The 14761-nt window shown below is 44.0% G+C and carries 14 protein-coding genes and 1 riboswitch; of the genes, 6 read left to right on the top strand and 8 right to left on the bottom strand.

Features of this window, described 5'->3' with window-relative positions:
• Window positions 1-61: 61 nt before the first annotated feature.
• The 5 genes from alsS to queC form a co-directional block, all read right to left on the bottom strand.
• Window positions 62-1768, bottom strand: coding sequence for an acetolactate synthase AlsS (gene alsS, locus SK066_RS18005; RefSeq protein ID WP_407673830.1), 1707 nt, complete (start codon window positions 1766-1768; stop codon window positions 62-64).
• 1358 nt (window positions 1769-3126) lie between these two features.
• The gene (gene queF, locus SK066_RS18000; protein ID WP_320542490.1) at window positions 3127-3624 is read right to left on the bottom strand and encodes a preQ(1) synthase; all 498 of its coding nucleotides are present in this window, start codon (window positions 3622-3624) and stop codon (window positions 3127-3129) included.
• Between the two features lie 29 nt (window positions 3625-3653).
• The gene (gene queE / locus SK066_RS17995; RefSeq protein ID WP_320544916.1) at window positions 3654-4487 is read right to left on the bottom strand and encodes a 7-carboxy-7-deazaguanine synthase QueE; all 834 of its coding nucleotides are present in this window, start codon (window positions 4485-4487) and stop codon (window positions 3654-3656) included.
• 152 nt (window positions 4488-4639) lie between these two features.
• The gene (gene queD, locus SK066_RS17990) at window positions 4640-5128 is read right to left on the bottom strand and encodes a 6-carboxytetrahydropterin synthase QueD (RefSeq protein ID WP_250342883.1); all 489 of its coding nucleotides are present in this window, start codon (window positions 5126-5128) and stop codon (window positions 4640-4642) included.
• Window positions 5125-5853: a 7-cyano-7-deazaguanine synthase QueC gene (gene queC, locus SK066_RS17985; protein WP_320542489.1), complete on the bottom strand. Its 729-nt coding sequence runs from the start codon at window positions 5851-5853 to the stop codon at window positions 5125-5127. Before queC ends, queD begins: the two co-directional genes overlap by 4 nt.
• Before the next feature lie 306 nt (window positions 5854-6159).
• A riboswitch (PreQ1 riboswitch) is annotated at window positions 6160-6203 on the bottom strand.
• Window positions 6204-6451: 248 nt separating this feature from the next.
• On the opposite strand from queC, the gene SK066_RS17980 reads away from it, so the two are divergent.
• From SK066_RS17980 to SK066_RS17965, 4 genes are all read left to right on the top strand, one after another.
• Window positions 6452-7273, top strand: coding sequence for an imm11 family protein (locus SK066_RS17980; RefSeq protein WP_320542488.1), 822 nt, complete (start codon window positions 6452-6454; stop codon window positions 7271-7273).
• A gap of 135 nt (window positions 7274-7408) precedes the next feature.
• On the top strand, window positions 7409-8227 hold the full coding sequence (locus tag SK066_RS17975) for an imm11 family protein (RefSeq protein WP_320542487.1): 819 nt from the start codon (window positions 7409-7411) through the stop codon (window positions 8225-8227).
• Window positions 8228-8469: 242 nt separating this feature from the next.
• Window positions 8470-8802: a hypothetical protein gene (locus tag SK066_RS17970; RefSeq protein WP_320542486.1), complete on the top strand. Its 333-nt coding sequence runs from the start codon at window positions 8470-8472 to the stop codon at window positions 8800-8802.
• A 733-nt stretch (window positions 8803-9535) separates the two neighbouring features.
• On the top strand, window positions 9536-10141 hold the full coding sequence (locus SK066_RS17965) for a hypothetical protein (protein ID WP_320542485.1): 606 nt from the start codon (window positions 9536-9538) through the stop codon (window positions 10139-10141).
• A gap of 227 nt (window positions 10142-10368) precedes the next feature.
• Here the strand turns inward: SK066_RS17965 and SK066_RS17960 are convergent, their stop codons facing one another.
• From SK066_RS17960 to SK066_RS17950, 3 genes are all read right to left on the bottom strand, one after another.
• The gene (locus tag SK066_RS17960) at window positions 10369-11034 is read right to left on the bottom strand and encodes a glyoxalase (protein WP_320542484.1); all 666 of its coding nucleotides are present in this window, start codon (window positions 11032-11034) and stop codon (window positions 10369-10371) included.
• 280 nt (window positions 11035-11314) lie between these two features.
• Window positions 11315-12022, bottom strand: a complete 708-nt coding sequence (locus SK066_RS17955; RefSeq protein WP_250342875.1) for an AIM24 family protein — start codon at window positions 12020-12022, stop codon at window positions 11315-11317.
• Between the two features lie 115 nt (window positions 12023-12137).
• Entirely contained in the window at window positions 12138-12551 is a 414-nt protein-coding gene (locus SK066_RS17950) for a hypothetical protein (protein ID WP_188773541.1), read from the bottom strand.
• A 787-nt stretch (window positions 12552-13338) separates the two neighbouring features.
• Between SK066_RS17950 and SK066_RS17945 the strand changes: the two genes are divergently transcribed.
• Together SK066_RS17945 and SK066_RS17940 are read left to right on the top strand one after the other, a co-directional pair.
• Entirely contained in the window at window positions 13339-13506 is a 168-nt protein-coding gene (locus SK066_RS17945; protein ID WP_188773542.1) for a hypothetical protein, read from the top strand.
• Window positions 13507-13762: 256 nt separating this feature from the next.
• Window positions 13763-14596: an EcsC family protein gene (locus SK066_RS17940; protein ID WP_320542483.1), complete on the top strand. Its 834-nt coding sequence runs from the start codon at window positions 13763-13765 to the stop codon at window positions 14594-14596.
• Window positions 14597-14761: the final 165 nt, after the last annotated feature.

Genomic DNA, 14761 nt, shown 5'->3' with positions numbered 1-14761 from the left:
CTTGATCGAATACGGTCGTTAGCCTGACCTCCACATAAGAGATCAGGCTAACTTCGTTAATTTAGTTCGTTGTACCTGGCAGTAGCTTCTGTCCGAGCTTAATGTTGTCTTTGTAATCAATTGGTACATCGATCACGACAGGGCCTTGCTGCTGTAGTGCTTCACGCAGTACGGATTCCAGCTCGCCTGGCTCATATACGCGCATGCCTTTCGCGCCAAAGCTTTCAGCGTATTTCACGATATCCACCTCGCCAAAATGAACACCGGAGGTACGTCCGTATTTCATTTCCTGCTGGAAGGCAACCATATCATACGTTCCATCGTTCCAGACGATATGCACCATTGGTGTTTGCAGGCGGACAGCTGTTTCCAGCTCCATCGAGGAGAAGAGGAAGCCACCGTCACCGGAAATGGAAACGACCTTCTCGTGCGGATTCACCAGTCCAGCAGAGATTGCCCATGGCAATGCTACACCGAGCGTCTGCATACCGTTACTGAACAGCAGGCGGCGCGGCTCGTAGGAGCGGAAGTAGCGCGCCATCCAGATATAGTGCGAGCCTACATCACACGTAACCGTCACATCATCACCGATCAGCTTACGCAGCGTCTGAATGAAGAACAGTGGATGTACACGATTATCGCCGGAAGAGGTATAGCTCAGATCATCCTGATTCAGTCGATTTTGCAGTGGAGACAGGATCGCCTGTGCTTCTGCACCCAGTCGCAGGCCGTGCAGCTTCGGTGTTAATTCCTTTACGTTCATCGCAATATTACCGATCAGCTCCAGTTGTGGCTGATAATCCTGATCAATATCGGCTTTGCGATTGTCCAGATGGTAGACGCGGCGCTGACCATCCTTGTTCCATTGGAAAGGATCATACTCGATCGGATCATAGCCAATCGTCAGCACCAGATCGGCTTGCTGTAGCAACAGGTCGCCTGGCTGATTGCTGAACAGACCGACACGTCCGTAGAAATGATCGACCAGCTCACGCGAGATGGCCCCCGCTGCCTGGAACGTTTCAACGACAGGCAGATCCGTATGACGAATCAGATCACGAACCGCCTCTGTCACCTCAGGCGCGCTTGCCTTCATGCCGAGCAGCAGTACAGGCAGCTTGGCATGACGAATCTGCTGACATACTTCATCAATGAGCACAGCCGGAGCAGTGCCAAGCTGTGGCATAGGTGAAGATTGAAAATGAAATGGCTTCGCTTCACTGAGCAGCACATCCGTAGGCAGACTCACAAAAGCTGCACCTGGCTGCGAAGCGGAAGCTTCACGAAAGGCATTGGTGATCGCCTCGGCAACATTGTCCGGGTGACCAACTTCAACGCTATATTTAGTAACCGGAGCGAATAGCCCGGCATTATCCATCGATTGGTGGGTACGCTTCAGACTGGAGCTACGCGGCACCGCACCAGCAAGCGCCACAACCGGATCACTTTCTGAATTGGCAGTTACCAGTCCCGTAACGAGATTCGAAGCGCCTGGCCCCGAAGTCACCAGACATACGCCCGGCTTGCCTGTCAGTCGACCTACAGCCGCCGCCATAAAGGCTGCATTCTGCTCATGACGACATACGATCAACTGCGGCCCACGCTCTTGCAGCACATCAAAAACCGGGTCAATCTTAGCGCCCGGAATCCCAAATACATATTCCACACCCTGTGCGATCAACGTATCTACAACCATATCTGCACCTGTCGTGTGCTGTTGTACCGCTGGCGCAGCAGCAGCGATATTCGCTTGATGCTCATTGGGCATGTGTAAATTACCTTTACCTGTTTCTTCAGCAGTAGCTACTCCAGCAACCGAAGCGGATGCCGAAGATACCGATGTAGCGTTCGCTGTCGCTCCTGCCATACCGGATGGCGATACCGCCTGTTCTGTAGATACCTCATGTTTGTTCACACTTGCTGTCTTTGTACTCAACCTCTCCATCTCCTCTTTCATTTGTCTTTTCCTGCGATCAGGACTTTCCCATCCGAAATTCTTTTTCTGTATTTACATGTAAATATGGAAAAGAGTACATTTCTATTTTATTACCATAAAAAGTAAAATCAACACTTAAAATTTGAAATATTAACTGGAAGCGATAACAAAAAGAGGATAGAGATAAAATAGATATCATATGTTCAAAATTTAATATTAATCTTGAATAAACACGTTAATATGATCGTTTTTGAATGTATATGACCGATTTTGATAGATAATTAGAAAAGAGAGGTTTATAAAAGTAGAAGAAACTAAGAGAGATAGCGAACATAATTTCCAGCTCAAAAGTAGAGGTGAAATACAAAATATGTAATTTTACAATCGTACGATAGCGTACAATCAACCCTAAAATGATAAGAGAAAAGGGTAAATCATAACGCGTATACATTATGAGTAACAATGCCGTTTAACTTCAAACTAGACCAGAATTGCTAATCATCATCCTTACATGAAATTGCAATATTCCAACATGAATATCAATGCTGTTTATGTTATTTATACTATTTGTGCTATTAAGGATATTACTAACAAGAGATGCAACCATATGGTTTACCCACAAGCTTGAACTCTGGCAAGCAAGTTTAACTTTTCATACTTAGTTTTAAATTCTTGCATATAGGTAGATGTAGGTTTATAAGCTTTAAAAGTGATTTTGGAAATTTAAATGTAATTTTGAACTTCCAGATGCAGTCTTGGACTCTTAAATACGAGTACGGATGTGGATGTAAATGTGAAGGTAAATATGAAAATGTGAGTTTGAATGTGAAGATGAATTTGATATAAATTTTAGTTCAGGTTTAGAACGTAATGTTTAAGTTGAAATCCGCACAGAACGAAGGCAAGGAAATAAGGGGAAAAGGCGACTTTTGAGCACGGGAATCTACCATTTACTCCTACTCCGTAGATTCCTGTGCGAGACGGGAGCCTGTCCCCTTATTCCTTGCCGGAGTGATCCTCATCCCAACCGACCACAATCCATCCCACACCCAACCACCGCCCTCACATTCCCCCTCACTATCATGGCAAAACAAAAACCACCACTCTTCCATTCAAGAGCAGTGGTTCTCATCATTCATCCCAATCTATTCACATCACACATGCCAATTCAAAGCCCAAAACCAAAGTAATCAACGATTATCCACAGTCTCCGGATACATATCATGATTCATCATCCGATGCTCTGCCATTTGCTCATATTTCGTGCCCGGCTTACCATAATTCGTATACGGATCGATGGAAATCCCACCACGCGGCGTAAATTTACCCCAAACCTCAATATAACGCGGCTCCATCAGCTTCACCAGATCGTTCAAAATAATATTCATGCAATCCTCGTGGAAATCCCCATGATTGCGGAAGCTGAACAGATACAGCTTGAGCGACTTGCTTTCCACCATTTTCACATCGGGAATATAGCTAATATAGATCGTAGCAAAGTCCGGCTGGCCTGTGATCGGGCACAGACTGGTGAACTCCGGGCAATTGAATTTTACAAAATAATCGCGATATGGATGCTTGTTATCAAAGCTCTCCAGCACACTCGGATCGTACGAAAAGGTATATGTTGTTCCCTGATTGCCAAGCAGTGTCAGGTCTTTCATCTCATCTTGCTGTCTTCCTGTCATCGTTAAAAGCTCCTTTGTATGTCAATTATCTATACGCCGCGTTTATTGCCCCACACGAGCGTATGCAGCTGTGGTAAAATACGCGCATCGTTAAACGAACGACGCTCCATTGCCTGATCGATCAGCCACTCATAGCGACGCAGTAGCGATGCCGCCATATCATCTTCCTCACGCAGCACATCGGGATTCCCTGTTTGCATATAAAAAGGAAGCGAAGGATAGCGCAAATGCACCTGCTCGGCATAGTCCAGATCGGCTTTATCGAAAATGACAACCTTCAGACTGACCTGCTGATTCAAGGCGCGTAGCTCACCGCTATCCTCGTCATCGTCAGCAAACATAATCTGCTGCATCATCGATTCAACCGGGCTACGGCTCAGGCGACTAATGATATCGTCCAGCACGGTAAAGTCCGTGTTCATACCTGAGCTTGGCGGCTTCGGCGAGATCGTGACATCGTCGATACCGAGCAGCCAATCCTGCCAGCGCGAGCCTTGCGTTTCTACAGCGGTACGAATACCATTGGCACGCAGCAGGCGTACCAGTTCACCAATCGAACCGAGCAATGCGGGATTGCCCCCAGAAATCGTTACATGGCTAAAACGATCGCCACCGATCGCTTGCAGCTCTTCCCAGACCTGCTGCGCACTCAGTTTGCGAATCTGGTCTTTGGCACTGCCATCCCACGTAAATGCGGAATCACACCAGCTACAACGGTAGTCACAGCCAGCCGTACGCACAAACATTGTTTTTTGTCCGATCACCATGCCCTCACCCTGTACCGTCGGTCCGAAAATCTCCAGTACCGGGATAGAGGTAGCAGCAGAAGCTTTAGCTGGACGAGCAGCACGACCCTCTGTCATAGACGGGTGGTTACGTTCAGTCGAAGTATCGACAGTAGGATCGTTCTCATGGATAACGGTAGCGGTTGAATGCGTAGCTAGATCCGACTCCTTTTCCGAAACCGATCGTTCTGTACAATCAGCGATTGGACGTGGTTCTTCCCATACTTTACTCATTCGTACATCCACTCCCGTCTTGCTTCGGCATAGCTTGTTGGTGTTTCATACAATTGTACAAATTCCGTGCGTCCACCTTCGACCTGTCCAGCATAAGGCTCGCTCTGTAACGCTTGCTCCATTTGCTGGAACAGCCATACGACCATATTTTCAGCAGTCGTATTCATTGGTGGTAACGTTTCATTCAAATAACGGTGATCTAGATACGGCTCGATCCGCTCTTTCCAGATCGTTTTGATATCGCCAAAATCGACGACAATGCCATTGGCAGACGGAATACCACTAATGCCAAAAATAACTTTATACGTATGTCCATGCAGGTTCATGCATTTGCCTTCATAAGCATGCAGATGATGCGCCGCATCGAACGTGAATTCCTTATTAACGAGCACGCGTTTACGATGGTAGCGTAGCTGCTCATGCGTAATGTCTGTGCCATACTGCTGTAGCTTCTCAACAATGCGAAATGGGCCAGGCTGACTCATCGTGCAGACCCTCCCGATGTGGATGCATCCGAATCGTCCAGCTCAATCGAGGCACGTTTGAAGGGAGCCGCGGCTGCACGCTCTTGCAGATATTTATCCAGACCTGCCTTGCGTAGCTTACACGCCGGACATTCGCCACAGCCATCGCCAATAATGCCGTTATAGCATGTGAGCGTACGCTCGCGAATGTATTGGAATGCGCCCAGCTCATCGGCCATTTTCCACGTTTCGGCTTTGTCGATCCACATCAGTGGTGTATGAATAACAAACTGATGATCCATCGACAGATTTAGTGTCACATTCAGTGATTTGACGAAAATATCACGGCAATCTGGATAACCACTAAAGTCGGTTTCACACACACCGGTTACGATATGGCGCGCGCCCTTTTGCTTGGCAAGAATGGAAGCGAAGCTCAGGAACAACAGATTGCGTCCATCGACAAATGTACTTGGGAGCTCGCCTTCCTCATGCGTAATTTCGATATCCGAGCGAGTCAGTGCATTCGGTGCCAGTTGATTCAGCAGACTCATATCGAGAATCGTGTGCTGCATGCCTTGCTCCTCCGCAATCTGCTGGGCAACCTCGATCTCTGCGCTATGACGCTGACCGTAGTTAAAGGTGACCAGCTCAACCTCAGCAAACTGCTTTTTCGCCCAGAACAGGCATGTTGTACTATCCTGGCCGCCGCTAAATACGACAACCGCTTTTTCATTTTTAAGCATAAAAAAATCTCTCCATTTCCTTAAAAGGGTATCGGTGAGCATAGCACGGAAGAAGACTCGATATAGAGCCGTGGTGATTAATTGCAGATCGGCATTGACCATCTGCAATCCCTGTTATGATGCGAACGGATCGCCTGCACGGTAACAGTATCTTCCATTAACTATCTCTGTCGTCCTTCGGGAAGCGAGAGATTCATGAACCTTGTCTATAGGCATTTCAAGCACGTAAAACAGAAATGCAAAAACAGACCTTGCCTGTACAGCCGAAAAATGACCATGCCATTTCGCCAGCTTATACCGTCCAAGGCGGTTTTAGTTTTTTATAGAGGGAGTTCGCGAACCTCTCCCGCATTGTCTCTATATTAGATAGAAGCTAATAGAAGCAACGACGGACTTTCTTCTGTTCAGGATGCGGCTTTGAAAAACCGCTTAACCAGTATAGCATATTTGCGTGCAGATGGAAGGTGAAAGTCGGAATTTAGAGGGGAATAGGTAGAAGTTAATAACTTGATGAAAAATAACCGATGTACGTAGTGATATGGTTGGTAGATAAGTTGGTGAAGGAAGACATTACATATGAAGGGTGAGGTGTCTGATTATGCGTATTTGGGAATTATGGAATAATGAAGATAATTTAGGTTTAGTGACTATAGGAGAAGAGTTTCCAGCTATATTAGATGAAATTGATGGTAGATCATTAGTAGACTCATGGACTCCTATACCAGTAGAAATTGAGGGAGGAAAGCGAAAGAAAAAAGATTTTGCTGTTTTTTTATTAAAAGCTCCAGTAGTTAGTGGTAAAACCAAAGCATTGCTAGAACCTTTTTTAAGAGATCAAGTAGAGTTTCTTCCATTAGATTACCAGCCGTCTGATCCCAAAGACAATACTACATTCTATATTTGTAATGTATTAAATATTGTAAATTGCATAGATGAAGAAAAATCAAGTCGTAAATATTCCAAGCGAGGCACGTTTATTGATTACGATAAAATTATATTTAATGAGCGTATATTTGATATAGAATCAGAATTGAAAATTTTTAAGGTTTCAGATATATCCAATAAAATCTGTTTTGCTACAGATCAATTTAAGGAATTTCTTGAAAGCCATTCTATAAGCGGTCCTAATTTTAAGCTCATTTGGGATTCTGAAGTTGATTACGAACAAGTTGAATTAGCCTATAACGAAACTATTCTTAGTATTAACAAAGATCCACAATTAATTTTAAGCTGGTCGGAAGCAGTGGAGCGTCTGGAACAGGGCAAAAGCTTAATCAGTGACCGCTGGAAGATTCGATATGATGCTAATCAGAATCTTTTGCTAGGAAGTTTGAATGACGATTTAACATATGATTTTGTAGAACCGCTGTATATTCCTCCTATTTTGCTTGATCTTAAATGGAAAGAAATTGCTACATGAAATTTGTGGAATATGTGAGTCTGTATGAACGGCTTGAGAATTATATTATCTAAGAACAGCAAATAGGTTTGAATAATTATTGTGTTTATGTGATTTTCAGACATATGTTGAATATGAATTAAGGAGTAAATATTGGTGAAATTTTATAAAATGTACCTAGGTGAAGTATCGATTATGCAGTTTTTAAAGCATGAAAGCTATGGAGATGAGCTGGATGATGAACTTCTCAAAGGAGAACCTATAAATGACTGGAAATCATTTGAGGTGGAAACTGAAACAGAAGGTAAACATACAGGTTTTGCGAGTTTTACGGGTGGGTCTTCCTTATGGAGAAAAGATATTGTTGATCTAGTCATGCCTTTAATCGGTCATCAGGTACAAATTCTTCCTGTACAACATTTAAAGTATGATTATTATGTAATTAATATATTGAACATAGTAGATGTTATTAATCATGGTCAATCTATATCAGAACGAAACGAAATTCTGGATTTATTAAGATATTACGAAGTATATGTGTTTGATCAGAATCGATGGATGCTTTCAGGTCAACCCCATATTTTTCGTATTCCTGAATCAATATATACTACTTTAGTTACAGAAGATTTTGTGAATATTATTCTTGAAAATGAAATTGAAGGGATTTTCTTTGAATTATTATATGATACAGAGACTTGGAAAGATCCCGATCCTAGAATTACAAAGAAATATTGTGATTTTATTTCGAGACATATTGAAGTAGGAATATGTTATAGCTGGGAAGAGGTAGTAGACGGTGTGCAACAAGGAAAAGCTTATGCTAGCGCTCATTGGAAAGTGCAATTAACTGAATATGGGGATCGGATTTTTGGACAACTTCGTAGATATTTAGATTATCATTTCTTTCTTTCTACTAATGTACCAAAGGAATTGTTTACATTAAAATGGTATGAAGTAGAACGAACCAATATTTAAATGCTAATAGAAAATCACAGAACATTCTGTTTAAAGTTTATTTATAGAGATAGATTGATTGAATATGTTTTGTGTTTGTTTAAATTTGCTCTGCATCGTAAAATTCTATACCGATTGCCCATATCACCTTTCTAGAGTACACTGACATAGGAGAATCGACAGATTTTTTCTGTGTAAAAACATATAAGACGATATTTCTTATAACTAACAACTATACAACCATACAGAAAGGCGGAAGCGAAATGGCAACTATTCATATTCGTCAGCCGAAGTTAGAACGATTGGAAGAGCCGGAAAAGGGCTTTCTTGGACGGGTAGAGCTTGAGGTAGAAGGACATACACAGCCGTATGAGCTGACCCTGTTCTCCAAGCGTGGACATGATTGGGATTACAGCCTGCATTTTCTAAACGAGTCCGGCAAGGAAGAAGAGATTGAAGCGGTGGAGCAGATCATCGAGGAAGATGACGATGAATTTGACCGTATTATCGAGGCAATCTGGGAAGTGTACACGGGGCCAGAAGAGCATAAGCCGAAGGATTATCGTTCTTCATCGGATGAATCCGACAACAGTTAAACCCTACCGTAGCTGCTTTCGTTGTATGTACAGCGAAGCAGCTATTTATATTACCATTTACATATTCATTACCTATGCATGCTCACATTAATAATAGGGTATAAAGACATGAGTCTAAAGGTTTGATTACCTTACTTAGCAATAGCAGAGAAACAACGATGTAACAGCTTACTTTTAAATTAATTATCGACGTTTAAAAGATATTATGTTTCAAAAAAATGCTGTATTACGGGCTTTTTTAGCTTTTCAATTGAAAATATCGTGGGTATATATGACTAGCACTTGCATTTGTGTGTAGCTACATTATGACAAATATCCTCAAAATTTGAAGCATGGAGTCTTTAGACTCAGGATTTTATAGCCTATGCCCTGTATATTTAGTAATACCTGGATGATACGCAAAAGGGACACTCTAATAAAATGAGAAGCGATGAGGCAAAACGAGCTTCCTATGGGGACAAGGAAGCATCTGAATGATTGGCTTGTATTCGTATTCTCCTATCGGTTATGATAACGAAGGCCCATATAGGGTAGAGGCAAATCGAATCGATGGATGCACAGGGGTGCTATATTACAGTGGTGTAGATATCCATGACTTCAAACATTTGGCGAACAACACAATAGATGCGAACGAGTGGTACGGCACCTTAGTACCACTGGAATAGTGGAAGCGCGACGAAAAGGGACGTTAAAGAATGCCAATCTGATAGATTGTCCAGAGAGGAGATTAGTAATGATCAGTTTTTTTCGCAATAAAACGATTCCGTTAGCTGAGCAATGGAGTAAGCTACAGGAAGCAGGAATTCATCTCCAGGCAGATATGGACATGGAGCAGGTTGTAGCTGGCAATTCGCTGTCCTGGTATGAGGAAAAGCCGTATACGCACCTGCTAATTTCGCTTGGCGAAAAGGTGTGTAAAGAAGATGCAGATCCAGACTGTGCCTATCCAAGCGACCAGCTGTGGTACGTCGATCTGCAAGCTGTAGAAAATACCGATCTGTATAGCCAGCTTGCTGAGCGTATGGTGGCGATGACAGGCGGACAACTGGATATAAGCCATGTTCGTAGCTGCCTTGACCATGAGCAGGAACGCGTGCTATTCAGCTTCCTGCATGGCGGTGAGCGTGTAGAATGGGACGTGCAGTATTACAGCGAATGGGTCGACAAATCGTTTTTTGATCGTATTATTCAGCTGGATCGCCAGCGTGGTGGAGAGCGTGAATTTGTGTATATGGCGCTGGGACAGCATTTGCTAATTGCGTATATTGACCAGACGCAGTTCAAGCTGCTCAACAAGCTTGTCGATCCGAAGTTTAATGTATGGACGATGAAAAAGTAAATGCTGGATTGCTCTGATCTGGAGTAGATACGGTATCGTGTTAGTTACAAGCAGATATGATGGATGCTATGTAAAAGGATATGTAAAAGTGTAAAAGCTAGAGTGATCTGTATAGAAAAGCCGAGCTTCGTGCGTACAACCTGTAATGGTTCAGCTACGAAGCTCGGCTTTTTACATCTATATGATCCATAGGAGCGATTGCTGATGGACAGCGAGTGATAAGTGAGTTAGATCACCAGTTCACCTGTCTCTGTAATCGCCAGACTGGCGCCGTTATCCAGCTCCATCTGTAACGGATAGATCACGGCTACGCGTTCTGAAAATAACCAGCGTCGTCCTGGAGGACCCAGTAGCAGGAACAAATCCTGATCACCGACAAAATTTAAGCCTGCTGGCTCAATCTGGTCTAGCTGTACAGGCAGTTCTGCTTGCTTTAATCGCGTTGCAGCTTGCTCTACATCGCTGGTTGTTATATTGATCTCACCGATGCTTAGTAGCTGATCCGCTGAGAAGGGCTTATCCAGTACAGGTGCAGCTTGCTGACGCGAGATTAGTTCAATAATATTACCAGACGGGTCTTCTACATAGCAGGAGTACGCGTCAAAGAAAGGAAAGTATGCCTGATCTTCACCATTTTCCGTTAGCAATTCACCAAAGCCGCTGAGCCAGGCTTTTCCCTCTTGAAAATGGTTTGCCGCGATATTGATAGCAATATGGTAAAAGGGCTTTGTTTCATCAGCTGCTGCACGAAATTGAATCTGTGATGCTCCTAGCTGGATCGTAAACGCATCTGCTTGCTCATGCACATGCTGCGCACCAAGCATATTCGTATAAAATGCTAGCATCCGGTCAAGCTCGGCCGTATACAATGAAAGCTGTTTAATCGAAGTCATCTCTATCTCCTCCAGGCTGTGTATAGTATAGGATTGGAACCTGCCATGAAGCGAAACAATATAGGCTTGGTATGACTGCTTGGATCACTCCAGCCATTCGTTCCTGACAGCTCATTAACAACATGGTTGCATATGAGAATAGAAGGAACCGCTATTGTGTATGGTTCATGTCAGGTATAAGAAGATTATAGAGCATCGACAGCGAATAAAGTGCAGAATCATCAAAGCTTCAGCAACAACTCAGAAATGGTTTAGCAAAACTTCATAGTTTCGGAAAACTTCATTTAATGAAAATGCCACCAAATGGAATCACCTCACGTAAAATGCGCTTGAACAGACTATTATCCTCCAGATGCTCCTCCAGTTCACCATGATCGTGACCACTATGCAGCAGAACAGAGCCACTACCCGTAATCGCCCACTGATAATGCATATGCTGACTGGCAAGATGATTACCATAGACGCTAAGTCGCAGATCAGCATTTTCGGGATAAGCGAGCAGGCTACGTGAGTCGACATAGATCGGCTGGTTAGGATGTAGCTCCAGCTCGACGACTGCACCGCGAGTGAGCAGGCCAATCTCGCCCTCGCCGCCGAACTTTACTTTAATAATATCGCGTGTGATCAATATATTTTTTAGCTTGAGCAGACGGGTTTGCATCGTAATCCCAGCGGTATAGTAGAACAAATGACGAAAATCATACAGTAGATCACTACCAGCATCGATGCGAATCGGGACGAGATTAAAGCCCGGTGGTAACGAGCTGACAAAGCGGCAAGGCCCGGTAAAGTCGGCGCGAATCAGATTGCGTTTGCGATACATGCCTTTCACATCCATCAGGCGATCATTGCGCCCTGCGGAAGGTCCTTCATAAGCAATAATCTGACCCGGATGCAGCATATGCAGCTTTTCGGCTTCAGCTAGCTTTACGATCATCGCCTGACCGCCATGTGGGAGTGTTGCAGATTGCTGCCATTCCAGTTGCATCGGACTAACCTCCTTGAAATACAATACATGGATTGAATGAGAGTAATGAATGGATCATCTATTGTTATTTATCTACCCAATCGGCAGTAGCACCGCGCAAAAAACCGCCGTAGCATTAACGGCGGCGTAGTCCGAAGCGGACAAGGCGGGTGAAAACGAACCAGAGTAGCACAAGGCCGATGGCGGAGAACAGCAGCGTTTTCCAGAAGCGGGCACTTGCTGCACGTTCGGCTTCCGCTTGCTGCAATTGCTTAACCGTCTGGGCGAGTAATTCATTTTGCTCGGCGAGACGTGTATTTTCATCGCGAAATGCCTGCATGTTTTGCTTGGCTTCATCTAACTGCGTCATCGCTTGATCATAATTCTGCTTGAGCTGATTCACTTCCTGAGGTAGCTCGGTGAAGCTCTGGATTCCATTTTTATAATCTTCCCACCAACCGGCATGAGCTGTGGACTGATCCAGCAGTATACCGGTGCTTGTCAGCATCAATGTAATGAGGGCGGACAGCATCAGGCGTTTATATTTCATTCGTGTGGTCGTTCCTCCTTCGGTGTGTAGTGCATGAATATAGGGCGATGCGGATAGGTTCATCAAGCCGTACAGTAAAATAGTAAAAATAAGCTGTACAGTAAGTAGTAAGAATAAGCTATACAGTCATATCGTAGCGATCAGTAGTAAAAAGTAGTCAAGCTGCTGTAGGGCATCCTTCTATCAATATTACGTTCAGATCAATACAGGATGCAGAATCGCCTAGCACGACATTTCATTTGTATAGTAGTTATGGCTAATAAGAATCGGGCGTAGTACAAGAAGACGTCGTACAGGAAACAAAGGATAATCAAATGAAAGGCATATCTGTTTTGAATTACCGTCATTATATACGTAATAAACACAGAAAAGGTGCCGAATTTGAAACTTTTATCAAAAAAATACCAAATAGAACGTTGACAATAACCAAATTTTAGAGTAAAGTAGACCAAATCTTCCATGCAGTCATCTTTTCTATCATTGGGATTACATGTATCGATGGCATCTGTTATCGATTGGCCCGCTGAGGTCAGATTAGATGGCATAATGATCTATAGCTAGCGTGCCTATGTTTAAAGTGGAATAAGACAGGGTAATAGCTATTTGTCCTGAACAACAATGTGAATAGCTCTCGTCCATGCGTTGCGATTCACACATTACTTTTCCTATTTTTGATTCCTGTGGTTACAGGATCAACGACACTATATACAGTCGGATCGTTCGTAGAAAATAACGATGATCCATTCCCAACAACAAAAACAACCATAACAGCAAGGAGTGACACACTATGCATCAAACAAACTTTGAATCGAACTTCAAAAAAGTCATGATTACCGTAAACGGCGAGCCTGTAGGTAAAGGCCTTGTGATCGACAGCGTAACCTACGCACCTGTTCGTGATCATGAAACAACTGCATCTTTGATTGACCAGGAACCGACTGCGCCAACTGCTTAATCGGCGGCATACGATGATCTTTTATACTTCTGCCGCTCTATGGCAGTATCATACCAATAACACGCAAGACGCAGGCTTATGGCACTGTGTCTTTTTTGTATGCATGGAATGGTTACGTATAGTTATCTAAATAAAATAGCATCTCGCAGGGTCAAGCACGTGTTTCAAGTCGCCAGCTTGAGTATAATAGTCATAAAAAGCTCGAATAGGGCAAGCTAGCATAGACTATGAATTGAGAAAGCTGGAGGGATCAGATATGGAGATACAGGAGACACGGGAACAACTGGAGCAGGAGCTACAGCAGATAGCCAAATGGGAGAAGGAACAGAACGGTTCATCATGGCTGGATCGAATCGGACGTATTCCATTTGCTGTGCTGGATCGCTTAACTCCCAAATTTATTCGTGATAAGCTGGGGGTTGCTCTGAATGAAATTGGACGCTTTATCCAATCAGGCGGTTCCTATCTGATCTCTCCGAAAGCGATGATGAAAAAGCTTGCCAAGGCGAGCGGACAGCCGGATGCGGAGCTCAAGCCTAAGGATGTAGCTCGTCTGCCGCTTCGGGTAATGGATGATACAGCGCTCGATCTATCTCGCAGCCGTGCTAATCTGGCAGCGATCGAGGGAGCTGCTTCGGGGATCGGTGGAATTTTCACCATTGCTGCGGATATTCCAGCCATGATCGGTATTTCGTTAAAGGTGCTACAGGAAATTGCGCTTTGTTACGGCTACTATCCTGCTGATCCGCAGGAGCGTCTGTTTATTCTCAAATGCTTGCAGTTCGCTTCCTCAGATGTGGTAGGCAAAAAAGCTGTACTACAGGAGCTAGCAAACTTTGAAAAGGCGGATACAGGTAAAGAGGTATTTTCGCAAATTCAGGGCTGGCGTGAGGTCGTAACGACATACCGTGATAATTTTGGCTGGCGCAAGCTATTTCAGGCGGTTCCGGTTGCAGGTATTCTGTTCGGCTCAGTCGTTAATAAAAATTCACTGGATGGCATTGCAGAGGCAGGTCGCATGCTGTATCGTAAGCGCCGTATTATGGAGCGCTTGCGTGAGCTGGATAGTCCTGCTGCTCTGGAAGGCTAAATGGCAGCTGCAACGTATAGAAAGTAGAAAAAACGCCGATTTTGCATGGATGTGCAAAAATCGGCGTTTTCTTTTTCACAAAAGCGAACGTATGTGCTATAATACGAATAGCTGTTCGCTAGCTTTCTACATATCATGATCCATCTATGTGTTTCGCAGTCGTCG

Origin of the sequence: Paenibacillus hunanensis (genome assembly GCF_034055775.1) — a bacterium.
GTDB classification, from domain to species: domain Bacteria; phylum Bacillota; class Bacilli; order Paenibacillales; family Paenibacillaceae; genus Saccharibacillus; species Saccharibacillus hunanensis.
The sequence above is the reverse complement of the archived record's forward strand: the minus strand, read 5'-3'. Positions and strand labels throughout refer to the sequence as shown.

Excerpts from the sequence above, each read along its gene's own strand:
- SK066_RS17950 (WP_188773541.1), bottom strand. The coding sequence starts at position 12,551 with ATGAAATATAAACGCCTGATGCTGTCCGCCCTCATTACATTGATGCTG.
- SK066_RS17960 (WP_320542484.1), bottom strand. The coding sequence starts at position 11,034 with ATGACTTCGATTAAACAGCTTTCATTGTATACGGCCGAGCTTGACCGG.
- queC (WP_320542489.1), bottom strand. The coding sequence starts at position 5,853 with ATGCTTAAAAATGAAAAAGCGGTTGTCGTATTTAGCGGCGGCCAGGAT.
- queF (WP_320542490.1), bottom strand. The coding sequence starts at position 3,624 with ATGACAGGAAGACAGCAAGATGAGATGAAAGACCTGACACTGCTTGGC.
- SK066_RS17955 (WP_250342875.1), bottom strand. The coding sequence starts at position 12,022 with ATGCAACTGGAATGGCAGCAATCTGCAACACTCCCACATGGCGGTCAG.
- queD (WP_250342883.1), bottom strand. The coding sequence starts at position 5,128 with ATGAGTCAGCCTGGCCCATTTCGCATTGTTGAGAAGCTACAGCAGTAT.
- SK066_RS17965 (WP_320542485.1), top strand. The coding sequence starts at position 9,536 with ATGATCAGTTTTTTTCGCAATAAAACGATTCCGTTAGCTGAGCAATGG.
- SK066_RS17945 (WP_188773542.1), top strand. The coding sequence starts at position 13,339 with ATGCATCAAACAAACTTTGAATCGAACTTCAAAAAAGTCATGATTACC.
- alsS (WP_407673830.1), bottom strand. The coding sequence starts at position 1,768 with ATGCCCAATGAGCATCAAGCGAATATCGCTGCTGCTGCGCCAGCGGTA.
- SK066_RS17940 (WP_320542483.1), top strand. The coding sequence starts at position 13,763 with ATGGAGATACAGGAGACACGGGAACAACTGGAGCAGGAGCTACAGCAG.
- SK066_RS17980 (WP_320542488.1), top strand. The coding sequence starts at position 6,452 with ATGCGTATTTGGGAATTATGGAATAATGAAGATAATTTAGGTTTAGTG.
- SK066_RS17970 (WP_320542486.1), top strand. The coding sequence starts at position 8,470 with ATGGCAACTATTCATATTCGTCAGCCGAAGTTAGAACGATTGGAAGAG.
- queE (WP_320544916.1), bottom strand. The coding sequence starts at position 4,487 with ATGACAGAGGGTCGTGCTGCTCGTCCAGCTAAAGCTTCTGCTGCTACC.